Annotated in this window: 18 protein-coding genes; 6 read left to right on the top strand and 12 right to left on the bottom strand. The window is 39.2% G+C overall.

Going from position 1 to position 24,507, the window contains the following annotated elements:
- Window positions 1-2 precede the first annotated feature (2 nt).
- The 4 genes from ACST14_RS09095 to ACST14_RS09080 all read left to right on the top strand — a co-directional run bounded on the left by ACST14_RS09095 (window position 3) and on the right by ACST14_RS09080 (window position 5,107).
- Window positions 3-1,211 (top strand): class I mannose-6-phosphate isomerase, encoded by a 1,209-nt coding sequence (locus ACST14_RS09095; protein ID WP_459462792.1) that lies wholly within the window; start codon window positions 3-5, stop codon window positions 1,209-1,211.
- Window positions 1,212-1,223: 12 nt separating this feature from the next.
- A complete protein-coding gene (locus ACST14_RS09090) occupies window positions 1,224-2,246 on the top strand; it encodes a sugar phosphate isomerase/epimerase family protein (RefSeq protein ID WP_459462790.1) in 1,023 nt (340 codons plus the stop codon).
- Between the two features lie 14 nt (window positions 2,247-2,260).
- Complete coding sequence (locus ACST14_RS09085; RefSeq protein WP_459462788.1) at window positions 2,261-3,409, top strand: Gfo/Idh/MocA family protein; 1,149 nt, start codon at window positions 2,261-2,263, stop codon at window positions 3,407-3,409.
- Window positions 3,410-4,036: 627 nt separating this feature from the next.
- Entirely contained in the window at window positions 4,037-5,107 is a 1,071-nt protein-coding gene (locus ACST14_RS09080; protein ID WP_459462786.1) for a phosphatidylinositol-specific phospholipase C1-like protein, read from the top strand.
- 104 nt (window positions 5,108-5,211) lie between these two features.
- Here ACST14_RS09080 and ACST14_RS09075 read toward each other — a convergent pair whose 3' ends face one another.
- The 5 genes from ACST14_RS09075 to ACST14_RS09055 form a co-directional block, all read right to left on the bottom strand.
- A complete protein-coding gene (locus tag ACST14_RS09075) occupies window positions 5,212-6,960 on the bottom strand; it encodes a RagB/SusD family nutrient uptake outer membrane protein (protein WP_459462784.1) in 1,749 nt (582 codons plus the stop codon).
- 32 nt (window positions 6,961-6,992) lie between these two features.
- Complete coding sequence (locus ACST14_RS09070; RefSeq protein WP_459462782.1) at window positions 6,993-9,950, bottom strand: SusC/RagA family TonB-linked outer membrane protein; 2,958 nt, start codon at window positions 9,948-9,950, stop codon at window positions 6,993-6,995.
- A gap of 496 nt (window positions 9,951-10,446) precedes the next feature.
- Complete coding sequence (locus tag ACST14_RS09065) at window positions 10,447-10,905, bottom strand: hypothetical protein (RefSeq protein ID WP_459462780.1); 459 nt, start codon at window positions 10,903-10,905, stop codon at window positions 10,447-10,449.
- Window positions 10,906-10,907: 2 nt separating this feature from the next.
- Window positions 10,908-11,102, bottom strand: a complete 195-nt coding sequence (locus ACST14_RS09060) for a hypothetical protein (protein ID WP_459462778.1) — start codon at window positions 11,100-11,102, stop codon at window positions 10,908-10,910.
- A gap of 278 nt (window positions 11,103-11,380) precedes the next feature.
- Complete coding sequence (locus ACST14_RS09055) at window positions 11,381-13,828, bottom strand: TonB-dependent receptor (protein ID WP_459462777.1); 2,448 nt, start codon at window positions 13,826-13,828, stop codon at window positions 11,381-11,383.
- Between the two features lie 764 nt (window positions 13,829-14,592).
- Between ACST14_RS09055 and ACST14_RS09050 the strand changes: the two genes are divergently transcribed.
- On the top strand, window positions 14,593-14,772 hold the full coding sequence (locus tag ACST14_RS09050) for a hypothetical protein (protein WP_306550673.1): 180 nt from the start codon (window positions 14,593-14,595) through the stop codon (window positions 14,770-14,772).
- Between the two features lie 139 nt (window positions 14,773-14,911).
- Here the strand turns inward: ACST14_RS09050 and ACST14_RS09045 are convergent, their stop codons facing one another.
- From ACST14_RS09045 to ACST14_RS09030, 4 genes are all read right to left on the bottom strand, one after another.
- Complete coding sequence (locus ACST14_RS09045; RefSeq protein ID WP_459462775.1) at window positions 14,912-17,149, bottom strand: xanthine dehydrogenase family protein molybdopterin-binding subunit; 2,238 nt, start codon at window positions 17,147-17,149, stop codon at window positions 14,912-14,914.
- Window position 17,150: 1 nt separating this feature from the next.
- Window positions 17,151-17,612: a (2Fe-2S)-binding protein gene (locus ACST14_RS09040; RefSeq protein WP_459462773.1), complete on the bottom strand. Its 462-nt coding sequence runs from the start codon at window positions 17,610-17,612 to the stop codon at window positions 17,151-17,153.
- 75 nt (window positions 17,613-17,687) lie between these two features.
- Window positions 17,688-18,137 (bottom strand): nuclear transport factor 2 family protein, encoded by a 450-nt coding sequence (locus tag ACST14_RS09035; RefSeq protein WP_459462771.1) that lies wholly within the window; start codon window positions 18,135-18,137, stop codon window positions 17,688-17,690.
- 8 nt (window positions 18,138-18,145) lie between these two features.
- Window positions 18,146-18,592, bottom strand: coding sequence for a nuclear transport factor 2 family protein (locus tag ACST14_RS09030; RefSeq protein WP_459462769.1), 447 nt, complete (start codon window positions 18,590-18,592; stop codon window positions 18,146-18,148).
- Window positions 18,593-18,744: 152 nt separating this feature from the next.
- Here ACST14_RS09030 and ACST14_RS09025 point away from each other — a divergent pair, with 152 nt between their 5' ends.
- Window positions 18,745-19,656, top strand: a complete 912-nt coding sequence (locus tag ACST14_RS09025) for a helix-turn-helix domain-containing protein (protein WP_459462767.1) — start codon at window positions 18,745-18,747, stop codon at window positions 19,654-19,656.
- A 419-nt stretch (window positions 19,657-20,075) separates the two neighbouring features.
- Here ACST14_RS09025 and ACST14_RS09020 read toward each other — a convergent pair whose 3' ends face one another.
- The 3 genes from ACST14_RS09020 to ACST14_RS09010 are packed head-to-tail and all read right to left on the bottom strand — an operon-like array spanning window position 20,076 to window position 23,844.
- Window positions 20,076-20,636 carry a DUF2911 domain-containing protein gene (locus tag ACST14_RS09020; RefSeq protein ID WP_459462765.1) on the bottom strand — a complete coding sequence of 187 codons (561 nt, stop codon included), beginning with the start codon at window positions 20,634-20,636 and terminating at the stop codon, window positions 20,076-20,078.
- 44 nt (window positions 20,637-20,680) lie between these two features.
- A complete protein-coding gene (locus ACST14_RS09015) occupies window positions 20,681-22,978 on the bottom strand; it encodes a multicopper oxidase family protein (protein WP_459462763.1) in 2,298 nt (765 codons plus the stop codon).
- Window positions 22,978-23,844, bottom strand: a complete 867-nt coding sequence (locus ACST14_RS09010; protein ID WP_459462761.1) for a DUF3347 domain-containing protein — start codon at window positions 23,842-23,844, stop codon at window positions 22,978-22,980. Before ACST14_RS09010 ends, ACST14_RS09015 begins: the two co-directional genes overlap by 1 nt.
- Between the last annotated feature and the right edge of the window lie 663 nt (window positions 23,845-24,507).

The raw sequence follows: 24,507 nt of genomic DNA, 5'->3' as shown, positions 1-24,507 counted from the left end.
AAATGAGCAATAATGCAGCTAAAGCGCTTGCGCAAGGAAAAGGTATTTTACGTTTGGCGCCCACTTGGGTTCCCAGGTCTTTTTGCGTGCCTGGTAGAAGAATAAAATTACATCCAGATGATTATTATGTGCTCGGTGGTGTTCGAGGTGGAATTGATGAGCGCTGGTTATCCTCTACGACTCCGGCTAAAAACGGTCCATTAACTGGTGAAAACGAAGGCTTAAGTGCCGTTGTTTATTCCGAAGGTGGAAAAGAAGAACAGCTTCTGTTGATTGATGTCATCGGAGAATTGAAAGGAGAGGTGATCGGTGACCGTTTGTGGAATGAATACAAATCGTGGCCCATGTATTCGAAGTTTTTTGATAACATGGGGCCTTTGCCTCACCACATTCACCACAATGATGAGCATGCCGCTAAAATAGGCCAGTTAGGGAAGCCGGAGGCCTATTATTTCCCACCGCAATTAAATAACCATGGTGGGGATTTCCCATATACGTTCTTTGGCATTGCTCCTGGTACGACGAAGGAACAAATCAAAGAGTGTTTGATGAACTTCACGAAAGGGGATAATAAAATTACGATGTATTCCCAGGCGTTTCCTTTAATTCCTGGGACGGGCTGGGATGTTCCTCCGGGAATGTTGCACGCACCGGGCAGTATGTGTACCTATGAGCCACAAAAAGCATCCGATGTTTTTGCGATGTATCAGTCGCTGGTTAATGAAGCCGTCATTCCAGAGGAGTTATTGTGGAATGGTACTCCCAAAGAGGATATTGGGAATTATGATCAATTGATGGAGGTCATCGATTGGGAATTAAATACGAATCCGAATTTATTAGAAACGCGCTTTATGCAACCGATTCCGGTGCGGGATGAGGCAGAAATGGCGGCACAAGGATACTCTGAAAAATGGGTATGCTACCGATCAGATGCGTTTAGCGCAAAAGAATTAACCGTATTTCCTGGCCAAACAATTACCATCACGGATGCCGCCGCTTATGGTTTAATTATGATGCAGGGGCATGGTAAAATGGGGGTCTGGAATATCGAGACACCGGCCATGATTCGGTACGGACAATTAACTAACGATGAATTTTTTGTCACAGAGTCTACCGCAAAAGCCGGTGTTGAAATCACGAATTATTCCTCTACGGACCCAATTGTTATGTTGAAACATTTTGGCCCAGCTAACCCAGATTTAAAATTATAACCTATTTTAAACATGAATACGTATCCTAAATTACACAATGCAACTTGGCCTGGAATTGTAGGCAAAGGCCCCGATTCAGAGCCAGTAATTTCACTTGATAAAATGCTCGCCATGACAGCCGCCGCCGAAGTTAATGGCGTTAAGTTTGATGGCGTGGATATTGGTTTGCTGCCTCCTCACTTTGATATTGAAAGCGGGAAAGATGGCGCTAAAGCCCTAGCAGATAAAGTGGCCGCTCATGGCTTAGAAATTGGGAGTTTGGTCGCTCCTATTTGGGCAGGGAACGCGATGGGGGATAAAGATGCCCGCGATACCTTTGTGGATATGGTGCGCAAAACCTGTGAAATAGGTGCGGAACTGCGCCATTTAGGCATTCGTCCTAATGGCATTGTCCGGATAGATTCTGCTGCGGGAGTAGCAGATTGGGCCAAAGATCCGAAAGGAAATTCTAAGTTAATTGTGGATACCTTCCAAAGAGCTTGTGACGTCGCCGCAGATTTCGGTGAGCGATTAGCTGCTGAAGGAGAAATATGTTGGGGAGGCATGCACTCCTGGCGAAATATGATTCAGACCTTAGAGGCCGTAGATCGTCCAAACATTGGATTCCAAGCGGACATGTCCCATACCTTACTTTATACGATGGGATATAATTGCCCCGAAGACCGCATTTTACCCGTAGATTATAACTGGGAAAATCGCGAGATTTTGAAAGCTTCGTTAAAAGAATTGACGGCTGCTTTGCGCCCATGGACGATTGATTTTCACGTGGCTCAAAATGACGGAACCGTGCATGGCACAGGAAGTCATGATAAAACAGGGCGGCACTGTCAAGCGACGGATCCCAATGGTAAATTGGTCATTTCCGAAGATGCTGGATTCTGGTTAAGAGATGCAGGTGGCCAATTAACCAAAGCGTTCAAGCACATATGTTGGGACGGCTGCATGTTCAGCAATTCCGTTATGGAGCAACAACAGACCTGGAATGATATTTTAGCGGCCATGATCGACGTGCGTAAGGCACATGGTTGGTCATAATAAACCTATAAACTATGAAACAAATACGAATTGGATTAATTGGCACTGGATTTATGGGCAGAACCCATTCCAATGGATATAACCGAATCCCAAACTTTTTCCCTGAGTTAACCTGTAAGCCCGTTTTGCAAGCTGTTTGCTCGCGTAATGAGGCAAGTGTGAAAGCTTTTGCAGAACAATGGGGGTACGCCTCATATGAAACCGATTGGCGGAAATTAATCGCCCGGGATGATATTGATGCGGTCGATATTTGTACGCCTAATGATACGCATGCAGAAATTGCCATTGCCGCAGCTGCCGCCGGAAAAATGATTTTATGTGAGAAACCCTTGTCTCGCACCTTGGCTGAAGGAGAGCAAATGGTTGCTGCGATTGAGAAAGCTGGCGTGGCGAATACGGTTTGGTATAATTACCGACGTTTACCTGCGGTTAGCTTGGCTAAGCAAATCATAGATTCAGGAAAACTGGGACGTATATTTCACTACCGGGCTAACTTCCTTCAAGATTGGACTATTTCGCCTGATTTACCACAAGGAGGTGCCGGAACTTGGCGATTGGATGTGGACGCGGCTGGCTCTGGAGTTACGGGGGATTTATTAGCCCACTGTATTGACACGGCCATGTGGTTAAATGGGGGTATTGCAGATGTGTCCGCGATGACGGAAACCTTTATTAAAGAACGCGTGCACGTTAGTACGGGTGCAGTGAAAAAAGTAGGCATTGATGATGCGTGTATTTTCCATTGCCACTTTGATAATGGCTCTTTAGGCCTTTTTGAATCTACGCGCTATGCGCGTGGCCACAAGGCCCTGTATACGTTTGAAATAAATGGGGAACATGCTTCGTTGCGTTGGGATTTACATGATTTGAATCGCTTAGAAATGTTTGATCATGCGGATGACGCGTTAACGCGGGGGTGGAAATCCATATTAGTTACAGATGGAAACCAGCCTTACATGGACAAATGGTGGGTGCCTGGTTTAATTATTGGGTATGAGCATAGTTTTGTTCATCAAGCGGCTGATTTTTTCAAAGCAATAGGAGAAAATACACCTTGTGCGCCTACCTTTAGAGACGCGTTACAAACACAACGTGTTTGCGAAGCCGTCATTGAATCAGCCAATACGAAGTCTTGGAAAGACACGCAGGTGGAATGGCCCTGAGTACGCGTTTGACTTTGTAAAAGACTGAAAATCGCAGAGCAGGCAGATTTTTTAACCATAGAAAATCCGGATTCTAACAAAGCATCTGCTAAAAGTGTGGAGAAGCTGATCTTCGATGGGAAAACAAGACAAATTAGTCTTAGTCCAGAAAATAGAAAAACGTTTTCTGTCAATTTATCCAATGATGGACAAACCATGACCATAAATTCCATTGTATATTTTATAACGAGCACCCCTTACAAAGTCAATGTAAAACAACAAGCCTATACCCGCGTGACCGAGGTTTAGAACTTGAGCAAAGATGGAAAGTCTATTGCTGTTTTGGCCAAAGCAAAATCGAACATTTGGGATGAAGAGCGTTCTTGGAAGACTGTATTCGATAGAATCGATTGATCTTTAATGCTGGTTTTTAAACAAAAAAAGAGGCAAGAACACCAACGAAGAACAAGAGTTTTTTGAGAAGTTTCATCCCAAATCTACTGGCAATTAGTAAGCTTAAGCTACTTAAATCAAGAGTTAAAAAAGAATAATGTTATCGGCTAAACTCGGTATCATAACAATTTGATGATGTAATTTTGATCCAGTTCATACGAATTAATGAGAACTTAAATGCTAAAACTCTTGATCATGAAAAACATACTTTTACTCCCCCTTTCCTTCCTGTTGTGCTTTCCCCTGCTTGCGCAAAAGCTCAACCAAACGCAAATCATCGGTAGCCATAATAGCTACAAAAGTGCCATTGCACCCGAGATTCTTACTTACCTCCGTGGCATGAATGCTAAAACTGCCCAAGGACTTGAGTACGAGCATGCGCCACTTGAAAAACAATTGGACATGGGTTTAAGAAACTTAGAACTTGATGTTTTTCACGACCCACAAGGCGGCCGATATACGCGACCTAAAGGGATAGAAATAATCAAAAAAGGAGGAAATCCTAACTTCAACTTTGACCTAGAAAATAAGTTGACTCTACCTGGTCTCAAAATGTTCCATGTGCAAGACATTGATTTTCAGTCGCATTACCTCGTTTTTGCAGAGGCCCTTCAGGCACTCAAAAAGTGGAGCAATGCGCACCTGGACCACCACCTCATCTTTATTCTGGTCAATGCGAAGGATGCTCCCATCCCCAATACGGTTCGTCCACTTCCCTTCACTGCGACGGCCTTGGACAGCATTGACTTGGAAATCAGAACGCACCTCGGCTTGGAAAAGCTACTCATCCCAGACCAAGTAAAGGGAAGCTTTGCCTCCTTGGAGCAAGGTGCCCTTAACGGTAACTGGCCATCCCTAGACCAAGCAAGGGGTAAATTCTTGTTTGTATTGGACGAAAGTGAAGAAAAAATTAGAACCTATTTAACTAAAAAACCAGGCTTAGCCAATGCCGTATTTTTCGTCAACCTCAAGGAGGGTAACCCAGAAGCTGGATTCCGCATAATTAACGATCCTGTGAAAAACGAAGCCTACATTCAAGAATTGGTTCGAAAGGGCTATATGATACGTACCCGATCCGACTCAGGCACGGAAGAGGCTCGCACCGAAGATTACACCCAGTTTGAAAAAGCAAAATCCTCCGGAGCCCAGGTTATCTCCACCGATTATTACCTCCCGTCCAAGCTATTCAAATCCTCGTACAAGGTGTTTTTTGAAGGAAACAAGTATGAACGAGCAAATCCCGTTCTGAACCCAAGTAAAAAATAAACTAATTTTTGAGATTAAAAGAAGGGCGTAAAAAAACCGATCGACACAGCCGATCGGTTTTTTTGATAAAATTTAAGGTTTTCTATAAGTAAAATAGGCGGTTATTAATATCCTGCGTTTTGAACTAGATATCCTTTTTCGTTAGAAGAACCATCGATAGCTCTCTGAGGAATAGGGAACAAACGCTTTTGAGGATTAGTGCTTTCCTTACCCGTCCAAGTCTTTTCAAACTTACCAAAACGGATCTGGTAGTTTCTTCTGAACGCTTCCCAATACAATTCAAAACCTGATTCTCTAAACAAGATATCTGTCGTTAGTGTAGTCAAAGCAGCTGGACGCTGACTTGCTCTGGCAGATCTTGAAGTTCTCAAGGTATTAACATCAGCCAAGGCACCTGCATTGTCTCCATTTCTCAATTTAGCTTCAGCACGCATTAGGTAAATTTCCCCCAAACGGATCAACACCAAGTCAACACTACTGTAAGAACAGCAATCTGGACCTGTGCTGCTGAATTGGTACTTTGAGAATCTGTAACCTGTATTGTGCAAACTTCCTTGCTCTGTGAAATCAACCTGCAAATTGTGGTTCACATAAGTTCTGTTAGCACCGCTGGTTCTCGCATTGATTACTGGATAGATTCTTACTTTGCCATCAGGACACAAGATGATTTTTCCACCTGCGTCTTTTCTTGGACCCCAAATCACACCACGAATGATACCACGATCAATTTGGAAAGACTTGGCATCCACGCAATAGTATTGGTTCTCGTCATTTGCAGGAGTAATACCTGTCAAGTTCTGTAAGTTTGCTGGCACCATTGTTTGCTTCATGCTGAAACGAGCATCTGCCACCGCTGGATCTACTGAACCATAAGCATCTACCCAAGTTTGGTAAAAATCTGTCGTCATCGCTGCGGCATCAGTACCACGGGTATTTGGAAATTCAGGTCGTGGAACCAAGTCGCCCGAGATGGACCAGTACTGCCATCTTTGGTGCTCAGTCTGCAATACACCGCGCTGATCCATAGCGAAGATAAGCTCACGGTTAGTGCTATTATTATCTCCGAAAATATCGAAGTACTCAGCAGAAAGTGCATAAGGACCAGCAATGATTTCGTTAGTATACTTGATCACATTATCCATATCTTCTTTCTTGAAGCTAGGAGCTCCGTAAGGAGCACGATACACTGCAGCATTTAAGTACAAACGTGCTAACAAAGCTTTCACTGAAAACTGGTTCAATCGGCCAGCACCCTTGTCGCTCTTAATTACGTCACGAACAGATAGCAATTCTTTTTCGAGATAATTAACGGCCTCTTGACCTCTTAAAATCTCAGACTTATCGTTAGTAGCATCTTTCTTAAATACTAAGCCCCAGTTGTCAAGAATCATCATATTGATGTATGCCTTCATGGCAACCATCTCATAAAGCGCGTCCTGAGCAGCAGTATTACCTTTTTTAACTTCCAATTTCATTCGCTCTTCTGCAGTCAAAGCACGAGACAAACCTAGTGTCATGTAAGTCCAGGTATCACCTACCAAGCTATTACCTGGAGTAGTTAAGTGCTGGTGTACAGAGATAAATTTCCCCCCATCAAACCAGTCTCTTCCACCTCGGTAAGGAAGGATTGCCTCGTCAGAAGCAATTTCCTGAAGACCGAAATTTGCTGTGTGTAACCAAATCGCACCTCTCAAAAAGCCGTATACCGGACCAATTGAACCACTTACTACTTCCGCCTGACCTGAACCCGTTAGGGATTCGTCAATGATATCTTCTTCTAGCGTTGTACACCCGAAAAATGCGAAGATGAATACAGTTAACGGCAACAATTTAAATACTAGTAATTTTTTCATTTTTTTTCGATTTTATAACTCTTGAATTGTAATTAGAATGTTAGGTTTAGACCAATCAAGAAAGTTCTAGCCTTAGGGTAAGTAAATCGGTCGATACCGAATGTTTGAATACCGCCGGAAGTGGAGCCCGTATTTACTTCTGGATCAAAGCCTGAATAATCTGTCAAAACAAATAGATTTTGACCAGTCACAGAGAATTGAATGTTCTGGAATGCTTTACCTAAGCCAACCTTACTTGGCTGTACGTTGTACGCAAGAGTGGCGTTATTCAATCGTAGGAAAGATCCATCCTCTAGGTAACGCGTAGATACAATGTTGGCGTTAGCCAGGGTCTCGTTAGGGTACTGCACTGCAAAGTTTGTAGTATTGTTAGACTGAGCTAATAACGCCTTAGGAAATAAGGTCATGTTTGTATGGTTAAACACCTTGCTTCCAGACATTCCATTAAAGTTTAAGCCCAACTGGAAATTTTTGTAGTTGAAGTTGGAATAGAAACCATAGATTAATTTTGGTATCGCACTACCGACTACAGCTCGGTCATTGTCTAACACCTTGCCATCCTTATTTGTATCCTTGTACACACTGATACCATCCTTCACTCCTTCAAACTCGTACATGTAAAAGGCTCCAATCGGCTCATTGTTGATGTATCCGTTGATGGTTGCACCGGTCTGTCCAGAACCCTGAGCAGAACCCGTCACCAAAACAGCATAAGGAGAATCAACTACTTTGTTTTGGATATAGGTAGCGTTACCTCCCACATTGTAAGTAAATGAACCCTTTGGGTCAGATTTGTAATCCAAGGCCAATTCTATTCCGTTGTTCACAATCTTCATGTCTGGGATATTATTCCAGAATGTAGCAGTTGGCTGAATAGGGTCAGCTGGAACAACCTCCAAGAGAATGTTAGAAGACACCTTGCTGAAATAATCCAAGGTTCCAGTCAATCTAAAGTTGAACAATGAGAAGTCAACACCAAAATCTAGCTGAGAAGAAACTTCCCACTGCAAATCTGGGTTGGCCAATCGCGTATACGTAATTCCGTAAGGATATTTATCAATCGTAGTTGCTGCTGGATCGAGAGGATAGGTGTTAAAACTTCCTGCACCTGTCGCTAATCTGTTTTCAGAGAAACTTGCAAGGGTAATTTTTGAAGGAATTTCCTGATTACCTGTTACACCGTAGCTGGCACGAACCTTCAAGTTATTGAAGAAAGAGTTGGCCATGAAATCTTCGTTAGTCACGTTCCATCCTAAAGCAACGGAAGGGAAGTAGCCATACTTGTTGTTAGCACCAAACTTAGAAGAACCATCAGCTCTTAATGTTGCGGTTATAAGGTACTTGTTAGCAAATGCGTAATTCACTCGACCAAAATAGGATTGCAATTCATTTCGTACAGCCCCAGTGCTCACAGCAGTTGGTAACGTTACCGTGCTAGTCTGATCTTGGTATCTTGGCTCGATGTTGTTGTTTACAAAACCCTGGAAAGAAATGGTCTTACTTTCATCACGTAAATCTTGGTAAGAGTGTCCTGCCAAGAAGGTCAAATTGTGAGACTTTAAGGACCAATTGTAGCTTAAGGTATTTTCTACAAGCTGATTGGTATTGGGATCAAAGATCACATCTAGGGCCCCATTTGAAATGTTACCTTCGTTTACTACCGAAGGAAATGGCTTGTACTGAATATCACGGTTCGTAGCAGAATAATCCACACCAAAGTTCAACTTGTATACCAAGCCCTTCGCAAGCTGAAGAGAAGGAGAAATAGAAGCCAATATTCTATTATTGATTGCCATGTCTGTATAGATCTGGTTTCTTCTCAATGGATTAAGCGAATTAGTCGGCAAATCTGTTGGCTGTCCGTTAGTGTACGCAGGAATCGTTGGGTTCAAGGTGATCATGTCGCTGATCACAGAAGTAATCGCTGGACGCAAGTTCTCAGTACGAGAAGCAGTTAGGTTGTAGTCCACATTCAACTTGCCGTTTAACGCCTTCTGGTTGATGTTCAATTTACCAGAGTAACGCTTCAAGTTGCTATTTTTCAAAATACCATCCTGATCCTGGTAGCCAATTGACGCAAAATAGGAGAACTTTTCACTAGCTGCACCACTTAAAGAGAGGTTTGCATTTTTAGTAATACCCGCTTGAGTCAATTCGTCTTGCCAATTAGTGTTTCCTTTCAGATCAACCAAGGTTCCACCTACAGCCTTTACCTGAGCACGGAAAGTAGCAGCATCAAATACAGGAAGCTGGTTTGGAAGGGAAGCGAATCCAGTTGACAAATTAAGGTTTACTTGACCCTTACCTGATCCTTTTTTGGTAGTGATTACCACTACACCGTTGGATGCTCTCGAACCGTAAACCGCTGTTGCACTCGCATCTTTCAACACGTCAATGCTCGCAATATCGGCTGGGTTAATGAAGTTGAGCGCGTTTGTAGCCACACCAGTAGAGGAGTTGTCTAACAAGAAGCCATCCACTACATAAAGCGGCTGGGTTCCAGAGCGCAAACTACCTACACCTCGGATGATCACATTTTGGTTAGCTCCTGGCTCACCACTTACAGAGGTAATGGCCACACCTGCCAATTTACCTTGCAAAAGCTCCCCTGGGTTGTTAACTACACCCTTATTAAAATTTTCGCTTTTTATAGAGGAGATTGATCCAGTTATATCAGCACGCTTTTGGATACCGTATCCTACAACCACAATTTCATTTAGCTCAGAATTGTCTGACTCCAATTGAATCGATAAGGTAGTTAATCCATTTACTGAAACTTCCTTTGAGTTGTAGCTCAAATAGGAAATTACTAAGATGGCGTTTTTTGGAGCATCCAAAGAAAATTTACCGTCCGAATCGGTAGCAATACCTTTAGAAGTGCCTTTCACACGGATATTTGCTCCCGGAAGTGGCGCACCATTTTCATCAAGTACCGTTCCGTTTACCGGACCAAGTGGTATATTTTTGTTATCACTAACTTTGCCCGACACTTGAGTTTGTTGGGCAAAAGTAAAATTGAGGGTAAGCAGCAAACATGCCGTCATTAAACCCCTCCAAAAGCTTTTTTGAGCAATCATAATTGAGTAGTAGTTTTGGACTGGAATTATTTAGATTTAAATTATCCACAAAGCTATCTCAAGTCTCTTGCCTGAATATTAAATCCAAATTAAAAATTAATTAAGAAGGCCCTTGAAAAATTAGCTTTAAGAGGCCATTTCTACTAAAATTGGCTCTCCCCAGATAATATTGGGATAATACTATTTGTATATTCGACAATTCATCCACCTTTCAAAGTAAGGTAAGCGGCAGCGCTTCCCCTTTTCTTTTTTCTACCTGTCCTATAGTTTGATGGCTTTTATGCGTTTTAATTTTCACAAATAAATATAGGTAGGTTTTTAAATGAAAAAAGTCACCATTTCTGATGACTTGTCCAGTGTGGCTCCCTTAATAGGTGGAATGTTGCAGCCAATTCCTTCAAAACAGTCCTTATATTTTGGAAAGATTTTCCAAATCATTTAAGTCTTTTGCTCTACCGCTAATTTTTTTATTCCTTCTGAGATCATTTATATGAATAACTTTCATTGGAATTTCTTCAAAAACGGTATTCAGCGCATTGTTATAAATTTCTTGAAAAGTAAAACCAGAGATTTCTTTCAAAATTTCAATACACACTGGAGGTCTTCCAAATGTGTACACATTAATTTGGGATTGATGTAGAAAGGAGTCTTCGGACATGTCAAAAAGTGGCATTTGAAATTGTTCAAATGCCTGGACCAATTTTGCGTAATTAATTGTTGAAACTTCTACAAATATATCTAAATCCCCTGTCGTTCTAGGGAATCCATGATAGATTACAGAATATCCTCCAACTAAGACATAATTGACTTCATTTTTATTCAGAGCCAATAAAAATTCTTGAAAATCTAGATTAAAGATATTCCCCATGGCTAATTTTTGCGCATTGAAAAAATTGATTTGTCCATTTTAGGAGGATGCCCTAAAGTATAATTAAAAGAAACACTATTTAAATAGGCAAAAACCTTAGCAATTTCTTCCTTTCTCATTCCTAAATAAGGTATAACCTCTTCCTTCATTTCAAAAAGGTTTCCAGAAGTGCTATATGTCCTATCTAATTTTAGCATGATCAAATATACTATGAATTTTTAAACCTTCAATCAAATAGAAATACAACGAAAAAGCCGATCATTTCTGATCGGCTTTCCTATTTGCTCCCTTAATAGGTGGAATGTTGCAGCCATTTTCTCTATTTAAATCAACCAAACAACACTTTATGAAATTTTGAGGGCGTTTATTACTCATTCCAATGATGAAAAAAAGAGAATCTGCCTGTCAATTCAATTATTACAATTGAATCAAAACGACTTTATTTAAATGGAATGCTAACTACTAAAGTCAATCTCTAAAACTCTTTTTCTGCAAATTCACTGGTAGGTAGCTTTGCTTTTTTAGTAGAGGAACGGAAATTATAAGATAGATTTACCAGAATAATATTTTGTTCTTGAATATAATTCGTGCTCGTATAAAAATTTGATCCGCGTGTTGAAATGCTCTGTTCGTTCACTTTCATATTCCCTAAAGCCAGGTTTTGCCATTGGATAGTTAAAGAGAGTTTATTCGCTAACAAGCTTTTTTTAATGGAGACATTCGGTTGATAGAATCTAGAATTGATACCTTGAGCCGTATTTTTAGCGGATAGATAAGAAAGGTTAAATTGTGCGGAGGTAGTGGAATTAAATTGATAGCTCAAATTTGAGTTGATAGAATACACAAGTCCGGATGAATTTACAGTAACCATGTTGTTAAAAAGGGCTCCGTTAATGTTGAGTTGATAGACATTCCCGCCTAAAAATAGCTTCAGTTTTTTAAATGGATTATAGGTTATACCTACTTCTGAGCCGACTAAAATTGCTTTTCCTGCGTTCGTATAGATTCTGTTCAAAATGGTGTCGTTATAGACGCTATTTACCCGGTTTACTATGTTGTCGATGTTTTGGGTATATAAGTTTGCATAGAAAGACCCTTTTCTAAAATCTTTGGTAATTCCTGATTCTACAATAGAGATGAATTCTGGCCGGATGGTTGGGTCCCCTTGTTCTAACGTTTCGCTATGTTCTCGTTCTGGATAAGGGTTGAGTTCATTGTTTGTGGAACGCTGAACACGTTTGCTATAAGCAAATTTAATGCGTAAATCATCTTTTACATTATAAAGTAGGTTAGCAGAAGGGAAAAAATTGCTCAATTCTAGGATTGAGTTGTTTATCCCTTTACTCGCAATAAACTCACGAAATGCATTTTCATACCGTAAACCCGTTGAAAATTCCATTTTTTTATAGGTTCCACCGTATTGAATAAAAGCACCGTGTATTTTATTAATAACCTTTATTTCTGCTGAAAAATCCGGGTTGAAAATAAGTGCGGAACCGTTCCCAACTTTTTCAAAGTAATTAAAAATCCCTTTTTGATGTTGATTTCTAAATTGATACCCTACCGTCATTTTGCCTAACCCTATCGTTTTTTCATAGTCAATTTTGATTCGGTAGGCATCCAATGGATTTTCGCCTGTGTTAAGGGTATATTGAAGGGTATCTGCATAATTATCTGCGCGCAAATTTCGATTTTTAGTATACCCATCGATCATAGCATATTCGTAAAGTCCGGAAATTATGACAGTTGATTTATCCAGAAATCGATGCGTATAATCTACATTATATACATTGAATGTCCCCGACTTTAAAACTAGATTCGTATTAAAGTAATTACTTCTTCCAAGGATTTTATTTGTACTTATATCATATTTAACATTATTGTATAAGATGTCGGCTTGTCTGTACTGCTCTCGTTTCCCAATGTAAATTCCAGCAAGGATTTCATCATTTTTTGTGGGTGTAAATAGAACAGAACTTCGTAAGCCCAAGTTTTCTCGCCTTAAACTTCTCTCCCCCTCACTGGGGAAACTAGTAAAAATGTTATTAATTGTCGTGTTTACATCGCCTTCACGTCTTCCTGCAATATCATTCTTTAAGTAATTTAAAGAGGCAGAAATGTCCCATTTGTTTTTTTGGTAAGTCGAGCTAATGTCTAAGCCCTGCCTAATTGGTTCAGATTCGTTTTCATATTCTTTTATTCGAGGAAGTCCATATTGGACATTTGTGGTAAGTGACCACCCTTCATTGGTCCCTTTTTTAGTGGTGATATTAATAATTCCAGCTTTCCCATCTGCATCGTATTTCGCGGACGGTGCCGTGATTAATTCTATGTTTTCGATCGTATTTGCTGAAATTTGAGACAGAATCGTAGCTGCATCCACTTGCGTGGGTTTCCCATTGATAAGAATTAAAAACCCTTTTGATCCTCGCATTGACAATTCGCCCTCCGCATTTACCATTATGGATGGAATGTTTTTAAGGACATCAATGGCTGTTCCTCCTTTAGCCACTTCGAATTGATCTGCTTTAAAAACTTGCTTTTCCAACGTGGCTATTACCTTGGGTTTTTCACTAGAAATGGTTACAGATTCCAAGGTTTGATTTAAAGGAGACAAGAAAATGTCACCCAAGTTTAAGGGGCTATTTGATCTGCCTACAAATAATTTAAGGAGTTTAGTTTGGTACCCAACATATTGAATTTTGACCTCATAATCACCTTCAATTAAACCACTGAACTCAAAATTGCCTTTCTGGTCTGCAATGGCCCCTTTCGTGAGATATGCCTGATTGTTGGATTCTAATCGGATTGTTGCGAAAGATAAAATTTCGGAGTTCAGAGAATCTACTAGTCTGCCTTTTAGTTGATAACTCCTTTGGGAAAATCCACTAAAGCAAACTAAAATTAATAGGTATTTATACATTAATGAAAAGTTAAACTAGTGTGGATTAATTAACTTTTAAAGTTACGGAATCCAAATCTAGAATTTTTTTTTTTGTATTTTCTTATCCAGATACGAATTCAAAAGCCTTAATGAATTTATCTAAAATGTTTTCCCCTCGCTTATTATGTAAGCGTCTCCAAAAAACATACTTATTAAAATTGGAGAAAAATCATCACCCCCTCTACTGAGCTCTAACCTCAAAATCCAATATTAAAACCTCCATATAAATTCGATAGACCACATTTCTCCTCATCACAGTGATTTAGGGTTGCAGCTTTTACGAAAAACGAGGTATTGAAAATCAAAAAGATGCAACCACAAAAATGTCTCTTTACAGAAAGATATGATGGTTTTTAAACAAAAAAAGAGGTCGAAAATGACCTCTTTTTGATTTGTGCTCCCCTTACAGACGAAAGATGCAACTATAATGCGATGATAGAGTTTGTTACTATTAAGAAATTAAAGGGTTGAAGTTCCTGCTATTTTAAAAGAAGGTCTTAATTACATCCCTGAAAATCAAGAATAGAAACACAAGTACGCCCACGATAACTTCATTTCGGTACTTTTTAAGGAATTGAACAAGTTTATCCATAAAACATAAAAAAGGTTACACTATAAAAGTATAACCTTTTTATCATTATTGCTCCCCTTACAGACGAAAGATGCAACTATAATGCGATGATAGAGTATGTGACTATTAGGAAATTGTGTACCTTCAAAAAGAATAATTTCAACAAATAACTATGGCAGACAAAAAGAATAAAAATTCAGGAAACGGTATTGCACTTGGCTCTTGCTTTGGAGTAGTATTTGGAGCAGCCTATGGAATTATTTCTGGAAACATTGCCACAGGTGCAGGATTTGGCTTAGCAATTGGAGTGTTTATTGGAGCAATTTTCGACTTTGTGAAGAATAGAGAATAAATTAAAAGATGCAACTACCCTAACTCATTGACGGACAAAGAAAAAGCCATCATTTCTGATGGCTTGTCTTATATCGCTCCCTTAATAGGTGGAATGTTGCAGCCAAATTTAAACGATTTCTCTATCCTTAAACACTAAATCATCCTATTTGACTAGCAAAAGGTTGCTGGTAAAACCGCTTCCCTGTCGCTTTGTATAATGCATTCGCCATCGCACCAAAAATAGGAGGGAATGGCGGTTCGCCAAGACCCGTAGGATCTACTTCATTTTGAACAAAATGGACATCAATTTTCTTAGGAGCTTCGTTATGTCGAATCATTCGATACGTATCAAAGTTCTTTTGATCTGTACGGCCATCCGTTAAAGTCAATTGACCAAACAAAGCATTACCAATGCCATCAATCGCCGCACCTTCCGCCATATTTTTTGCACCTTCTGGATTCACAACCACTCCGCAATCTAAAGCAGAGGTAACCTGATCCACGATAACTTGGCCGTCCTTCACATGCAAATCTATTACCTGTGCAGCATACGAATTGTGACAGAAATACGCTGAAACTCCACGTTTTTTACCTGCATTTTCTGCTTTCCCCCAACCCGATTTATCCCGAACTAATTCCAATACTCCCATGTATCGCGCCGCATCGTAATCGTTGCTTTTGCCTACAGGATTTTCTTTTGCTCTTTGTAATAATTCTAAACGGAAAGCAATCGGGTCTTTACCCATGTACTCTGAAATCTCATCTAGGAACGATTGCTCTGCCGCCGCGTTGAAATTAGAACGAGGGGCACGGAAAGCTCCTATCGTGATGTTAGAAGGAATTGCCCAGCTCTCTGCTAGGTAATTATCTAAGGCTCCTGCTGGAAATCGATTCGCGTGTAGAGGAGATTCCGGAACACCACCACCTTTAATATGCATTGCAGTTAGACGCTTGTTCTCATCGAAAGCAGCACGGTAGGTCATTTGATACATCGGTCGATAAATCCCCGCACTAACATCATCTTCCCTTTTATAAATTAATTTAACAGGTGCGTTTGCCTGCTTCGAAATCAATACAGCCTCAACCATATAATGGCCATAAGCTCTTCGACCAAAACCTCCACCCATCCGTGCTAACTCTATCTCAATATTTTCTTTTGGAATACCTAACCGAGCAGCAACTGTATTCGCAACCATATCCGGCCCCTGAATCGGCCCTAAAATACGAACCTTATCCCCCTGAACGTGTGCGAAAGTATTCGTAGGTTCCATAATATTATGGGCTAAAAACGGCGCAGTATAAGTCCGCTCTATTATATGTTTCGCTTCCGCAAATGCCTTTTCGGGATCTCCATCTTTTCGTTCTATTCGTCCTGGTTTTTTATCCATTTCAAGCATCTGAACATAATGTTTTTTCGTGCTTTCTAGACCCGCAGGTACGATAGTATCTCGTCCACCCATACCAAGTTCCTTAGTCTCTGGTGCATTTTCCCATACTACTTTTAAAGCCTTCCGAGCATTCATCACATCCCATGTTGTCTTTCCAACCACCGCGATTACCTCGTTAAAAGTTCGTGTATCGAACATGGCTAGTTTTTGAGTAGGCTCATAAACTTGTATTTGGAAAATATCAACAATTCCTGGCATCTTTTTCGCCGCCGTCGCATCAAAGGACTTTAAGCGCATACCGAATGCTGGTGGTCGTTCTGTCATCGCAATAAGCATGCCTGGAACTTGGTAATCCATACCAAACAAAGATTGGCCTTTCACGATTTTGGGTCCCTCCACATTCTTCTGTGGGGTACCTAATAACTTGAAGTTTTTATTTCCTTTTAAAACGATGTCTTTCGGAACAGGTAATTTCGAAGCTGCTGTCGCAAAAGATCCGTAGGTCGCTGACTTCCCACTGAAAGAATTCATCACCATTCCATTTGCGGTCGTTAATTCCGCGATAGGAACATTCCATTCTTGGCTGGCCGCCGTTAGAATCATTTGACGAGCTGAGGCTCCAGCAGTACGTAATAATTTCCACGCTTGGCGAATAGATTGACTACCTCCCGTAAATTGACGATTGTATAAAGCAAGACTATAATTTGCCTGCTCCACCTGAACAGATTTAAAGTCAACGTCTAATTCCTCTGCGATGAGCATGGGAAGTGAGGTCATAACGTTTTGGCCAAATTCTGGATTAGGCGAAAATATCTTCACTACATTATCTGGTGTGATCTTGATGTAACTCGTTAATTGTTCCCAGGTAGGCTCCGCACCTAATGCCTTCAAGGTTTCCTCCGACTTCGCAGAAGCGAACCAAGATATACCTAGCATCAGTCCACCACCTGTCAAGGAAGATACTTTTAGAAACGAGCGTCTGCTATAATTTTCGTTGGTCTTTTTCATCTTATTTCGAGGCTGCTGCTTGTAGGATAGCTTTTTTAATTCGTGTATACGTTCCACAACGGCAAATATTACCCGTCATGAAATTCTCAATGTCCTCTTCCGTGGGTTTCGGCGTGCTTTTTAAAAGGGCTGCGGCACTCATGATTTGGCCTGACTGGCAATACCCGCATTGTGCTACATCAACGTCTAACCAAGCTTTTTGGACTGGGTGTTCTCCCTTTTCTGCTAAACCTTCGATCGTGGTTATTTCTTGATTTGCCAAAGCTGAAATAGGCAACTGACAAGACCTAACAGCCGAACCATTTAAATGAACGGTACAGGCACCACAGGAACCCACGCCACAACCGTATTTAGTACCTTTCATGTCTAGAATATCCCGAAGCACCCACAAAAGTGGCATGTTCTCGTCCACCGTAACAATGTGGGATTTCTTATTAATGCGAACTGTGAATTTCTTGATCATAGTCTATGTGATTTTAAAGAATCAGAGCAAATATATTCAAATGCGTCGGTTATTACTTATTCTATTCAAATTAGGTTAATGTTTGATTTCGTGGGTATCACGCACACTACTAAATGTAAGTGCAAGCATCTTCCATTCTCTACCTTGTTTTTGGTAAACCTCAGTTACAGTAAACTCCGTAACCGCTACTTGCTCACGCACGATAGCGTCTAATGTGATACGATTCCAAACAATGGCTGTTTTACCTAAAATCTCGACGGCACTATCTTTGATAGTGGCTTTTTTATACCAAATACGTCCTGTTTTTATAATATCCAATTCTTCGTCTTTTTTCCATGTTCCACTCATATGAACGAATTTGGCCTTATCATCGAATAATTTCTCTAATTTTTCTACATTCTTTTCTGACATCCATTGCCATTTATCATTCGACAATTGAATTAACTCCTTTTCTCTATTAATTTGAGCAAAGACAGTTGAAATAGAAATGAGCATGAAGCTCAATATGTAAACTAGCTTTTTCATTTAATTTATTATTTAAGTTTTACTTGTCTTGATAAATGTGAAAAGGTCAATTGTGCCATTTTCCAAGTATTATTCTCATATATATATGCTTCAGTAACCATAAAGGGATTAGTTACAGAATTACTACCTACTTGCGCGACTAAATCAATATCACTTAAAAGAATTGCAGTATTTCCATAGATTTTTACACTAGTGGAATACACCTCTGCTTGTTTGTACCAAATGAAACCACTTTTTATTATATCCAATTCTCGTGCCTTTCCCCAAGTCCCTCCCATATGAACAAATTCACATTTGGTATCAAATAAAATCTCTAATTTAACTACGTCTTTGTCTGACATCCATTGCCACTTGTCTTTAGAGAGTTGCCTTATAAAATCCTCCGTGTTCGATTGAGCGAAAGAACTAGTAACTGCCAGAAGTGAAAAGGCCAAGAATAATGTGATTGCTTTCATTTTATAATTTATTTATACCGCAAATTTGAAACAATAATCGTTTGCATTGAGTACATAAATTCAAGTATTATCTACCATTTTTACAGATATGGTTTTTTATTGATTTGCTTATATTCGATAATTGGTAAATTCGTTTCAAATATTCGTGACCCATGGAATTGAATTACCCAATCAATAGCATAGCGCAATACAATAAAGATAATAATCACAGGACCTTGCACCCTTTGGTGTCAATTATTGATTTCTCCAAAGCTAATATCCGGGAATGGGGCGATGCAGATAAGATTCGTTTTCAATATGGATTGTTCTCAATCATCCTGAAGGACGTCAAATGTGGCGACATGAAATACGGTCGACATTCCTATGATTATCAAGCGGGAACGTTAGTCTTTTTTGCTCCAGGCCAAATTGTCGAAATCGAAAATCCTAAAGTTCCCTATCAGCCAATGGGTCATGGCTTAGTCTTTCATCCTGATTTATTGCTGGGCACTAATTTAGGCCGAACGATTGCCCAACATAAATTTTTCAACTACGAATCACACGAAGCACTTCATTTATCAGACGATGAGCGGCAAATGATCTTAGATTGCTTTGCAAAAATTGACTTTGAATTGAATCAGCCCATTGATCAGCATTCTAAAAAATTGATTGTATCAAATATTGAATTGTTTTTAGGTTATTGCCAGCGCTTTTACGATCGCCAATTCATAACACGGGATCATGTAAATAAGGGTATTTTAGAACAATTTGAAATCCTATTGAACGGCTATTTTGAATCTGATCAAGCACAGGTATATGGTATTCCATCCGTCAGTCATTTCGCAAATGAGCTACATTTATCAGCCAACTATTTTGGTGATTTAATCAAAAAAGAAACGGGGTTAACTGCAAAAGATTTCATACAAAACAAGACCATAAGTGTTGCCAAAAATCGAGTATTCAAATCTGATAAAACTATAAATGAAATTGCATTCGAAATGGGATTTAAATATCCACAACATTTTACGCGCTTATTCAAGCAGCAAGTTGGACAAACTCCAAATAAGTACCGTTCGTCGAATTGATTCAATTAACCACTTCGGAACTTGGTTTTTAAAGTCTAATCGAGACAAATTTAGGGATCTATTTTTATGATTTAATTTCTGCTTTAAAAACAATTTCACACTTCCCATCTTCTTGATTTTCAAACCCAATAGTTCCATTCTGAATACACCACAAAAATCAATGAATGGATGTAATAGGGGATGTTTTTAAACGAAAAAAGTCACTATTTCTAGTGACTTTCCTGTTTGCTCACTCTCCTGGGCTCGAACCAGGGACCCCATGATTAACAGATTTTTAAGGGTCATAATGTAATCCCCTTGTACATCGTATAAACCCTAATTTGGTCTAATTCTTATACTAATTAGTTTGGATTGTCCGACTTTGTCCGTCCCTGTTCGACATTCTTGGCGTAATTCTTGGCACAAAACGAAAATATCTTTTACTTATTTTTAAATGGAAACTCAACACTTAAATATTCCCAGCTCATTTTCAATTTACCTTCAATGGCATTTGTTTGTAATACTTCATATGTAAGTGCTTCAATTAACTTATCATTTTTTGTGGGTTTTACCTTGATTCGTATGATGTCATTTTCTTCATTATAATCATCTGCTAAGTGCATATCCCACGTTTTACTCAAAATCAAAGTCCAAGTTTCTTTTCCTGGAATAGTAAAAAATCCATATTTACCTTTGGGAATAACTTTACCTTCAACTAGTATATCCTGACCAAAATCTATCCAGGTAGCCTTGTGAGCTCCCGATGACCATACTTGATTATAGGCAACTAAACCATTCCAAATATTCCGACCTCTCACACTCGGCGAACCGTAATCTACATGTACGTGATTTGTGCCTACCATTGCCATTGCCGTCATTTTTGGACTTTTGGGTTTGACCGCTGTTTTACTGGTATCGGCTGGGGGTTGATGGTTTTGGTGTTGGGCATAAACACCAACAGAAAGAACCAATAAGAGGTTTAAAACAATAATTTTTTTCATGATTTTGTTATTTTAAATTCTATTAATATACAATTTAAATGTTTTTAGTACGAAAAAGTAATTCCAGCACCAAATCCCATATCGCTATCATAATGTGATGTAATTCCCATGTTTTTGTTTACGATGTAACGAAAACCGGCCATGTATTCCTTATCGGTATTAAGCATAAAACTCATTCTAAGTCGTTTGGTAATGGGCATATCTTCTCTCATAAATTGAAAACGAATATTTCCATCTTGATAGATTTCAGCTTGTCCTACAATGAGTAATGGCAGCGTGTAATTTACACCGACAGTAATAAGACTTCTTAAGTCCTTGCTATTGGATTGTCCAAATAGATTTGTTTCTTGTTCATCTATTCCAAACTTTCTATAACGCCAATCAAAGCCTATAAATGGCATTAACCACTGCATTTTACCAATGTACCTACCAATGTGCGTTTCCACTTCATAGCCATGGAAATCATGATACCCCAATCGCCATTCAGAGCCAATGCTCCACCTTGTATTTTGTAACATGGCCATCCCATCATTACCATTAGTTGCAAAATCATTCTCAGCCATAAAATGAAAATTACGGTCGTCTGCAAACAGTTTCCGTTGCGCAAGTTTGGGATTAGGAATCAATGGATTGGGCATTTGATTTTCATAACTAAATACCCTCCCCATACCACTCATCATGTGGTATAAAATATGACAATGAAAAAACCAATCCCCCTCAACATTCGCATTAAATTCTAATGTGTCTGTTTCCATCGGCATTATATCAACTATGTTTTTTAAAGGAGCATTTTGTCCTTGACCATTCAGTAATCTAAAATCATGTCCATGTAGGTGCATTGGGTGGCGCATCATGGAACCATTGTATATTACAATTCGAACATTCTCCCCTTTTTTGATGAGTATTTTATCCGACTCTGAAACGACTTTATTGTCTAAACTCCAAACGTACCGGTTCATATTACCCGACAGTTTAAAGTATAATTCTTTGACGGGAGCTTCCTTGGGCAATGCTGTTATAGTAGGGGACTTCAACATGGCATAATTCAGAGTTATAATATCTCCCAGTGCATTGGCATTATAACGATTAGGGTCATTGTCATCTTGTTTTGGTTTAGCATCGCCCGTTATTTCAGGATACATCACCACATTCATGTCCATTTGATTTAAACTCATGGCCATACCCATATCATCCAGTTCACCATTCATCTTCATCATGTCATTCATCATCTTCATCCCTTCAAAATACTTTAATCGGGGTAAAGGTGATTTCAACTGTTTAATTCCATTTCCAATATAAATGGATGCGGAATTTGTCCGGTCCTCTGTCGTTGCCAAGAATTCATAAGCTGTTTTTTCAGCGGGAATAGTTACAATGACATCATAGGTTTCCGAAACTGCAATAATTAATCTATCAACTTCAACCGGCTCGACATCGTTACCATCATTTGCGACCACTGTAATTTTTCCACCTGCATAGGTAAGCCAAAAATAGGATGATGCACCCCCATTTGAAATTCTTAATCTAACCTTGTCACCCCCTTTCAACTCATTTCCATAGATACTTTTAAATTCAGAACTTGGCAGACCATTCATGAATATTTTTTCATAATAGACATCACTCACATCCATCGCCATCATTCGCTTCCATTCATTTTTCATTTTAGTTTTAAAATGACCTGCAGAAATTGCCTCACCATAACTTTGAACGGAGTTCTTTTTCAATGCCGGATAATCATTAGCATTATGGAGCATCCGGTGAATGTTCTCGGGGTTTAGATTGGTCCACTCACTCAAAACAATAGGTAGCGTAGGTAAGTCATCTATTCCCTTTCTAAAGGTGGGGTCATTGGGTCTTTTTAACATGACAAAATTCCCATACATGCCTATTTGTTCTTGTAACCCTGAGTGTGAATGATACCAGTGGGTACCATTTTGAATGATGGGAAAACGATAGGTATGAGTTGTATTTGGCCGAATAGGCATTTGTGTCAGGTTGGGAACCCCATCTTCTTTATTGGGTAAAAATAGCCCGTGCCAATGCAACGAGGTTTCCTCCTTAAGCTGGTTATGAACATGTATTTCAGCCGTATCTCCTTCGGTAAAAGTCAAAGTAGGCATAGGTATTTGACCATTAACCGCAATCGCTCGTTTTTCTTTGCCAGCAAAATGCACTAAGGTATCCTTTACGTACAGATCATAACGAACGACTTTTTGGGCGAAAACAGTCGATGAAAACAGTACAAAAACGGTAATTATAGCATTCGTTTTAATAAAAACGATTAAAGACTTCATTCTCATATTACTTGGACTAAGAACAATATTTTTAATAAAGTAGCTCATTAATTTATCGTTTCAACAGTTTTACCACATCCAAGCATTTTAGAACCATAATAGGGGTTTTTAACGATGTTCTCCTTGCTCAACCAATTTGCCCCCTTGCCTTTGTTAGCCATTGGACAAAATTGATAATAAGTAGGCGTTTCTTGTTTTGAAACTTTTATCAATGAATACATATTCTTTGAAAGAGAAGTGAAGTGGTCTCTTTGATGACCGGCATCTTTAGTTTCTGAAATATGTTCCGCATCAAAAACTAAATCTTTCATTACTTTCATCCATTCAGCATGTTCCTCTTTCGTTAAATTTTCCATTTTAACAGCGTTTATAGAATTTAACAGCAAAGCGGCTTTGGTTGCTGCCAAGGTACCGTCTGTTTTAACTAAAGCATCTTTCACTGCAAAATAAGAATTGAAGACTTCTTTTAGTTGTAATTGTTCCACATCTGTTTTTGTCTCCAATATTGGTGCGACAACTTTTTCTTCTACAACAAGATTTACCGCTTTTGTGGCTTCAATTTTTGCTATGATTTTTTCTGCCCGTTCATATTGGCAACAAGTTTCAAGTTTAGCATACACATTGTCAGGAGCGAGAAATTTGTCGCTGTCATACCCCGCCAAACCGATGCGCTTTAAAATTTCATCTTGATTTGTTTGTTTTTCATCATAGGTAAGGACTGCCATTTTTGTGTCCTTATTCCATTCTACCTGAACAATATCTTTTACATTGGCCGCAGATTCGATGGTCTTCTTACAGATAGAACAATTTCCATAGATATGTACCGTTTCCACTTTGGCATTTTTAATTTCTGCGAAACATGTCGAGATGGATAGCAATAATGCCATTGCCATCAATAAGTTTATTGATTTCATTTTTTTAAATTTTACTATAAGAAACAATGAATTTTTAAAGCACTATTTTGCTTCAGATAAGACAGTCCTGTGGCTGTCATGGCAATAAATTAGCCTATATTGGGAGGTGTCCAAATGTAGTTAAAACCTGATGAATGGTAGGTTTCTTTGTATAAAGAATTTACTTTATTGCGCATCAAAAAAGTATTTAAATCAACTCTTACTAAAAAATTAGACAAAACCAGCGAAGTTAAATTTGAAGGACAACTACATTTAGAATTATCACAATTACCTCCACAACTATTGTCTTCCTTCTGTTGGGTGTTTTTATGATTATTGCAACAATCCTTTTTATTAGATTTCTCAGACGTGTATTTTAAACAGCAGGATTTCTCCGCTTTCTTAGATTTTGTTCCACACGCATAGGATTTCGCGGGCATGGTTAGGCAGCCAAGAAATGTAATTATGAGTAGTATGTGGAATCCTTGCAGCATGGTAATTATAACGCTAAAAGTACGAAATTGTTTCAATTTTTAATGAATTAGCTCTAAATTTTAATACTTCCTTCAAATAAAGTGCTGTTATACTAATTTCACAATTAATGATAAAACGTGCAATTTCTTATAATGATTGAAAAAGTGATGAATGTCAAATACTGCCTCCAATTTACACGAAGTTAAAAGA

Source organism: Aquirufa sp. A-Brett2-15D (genome assembly GCF_054558735.1).
This window is presented reverse-complemented; position numbering and strand designations above follow the sequence as displayed.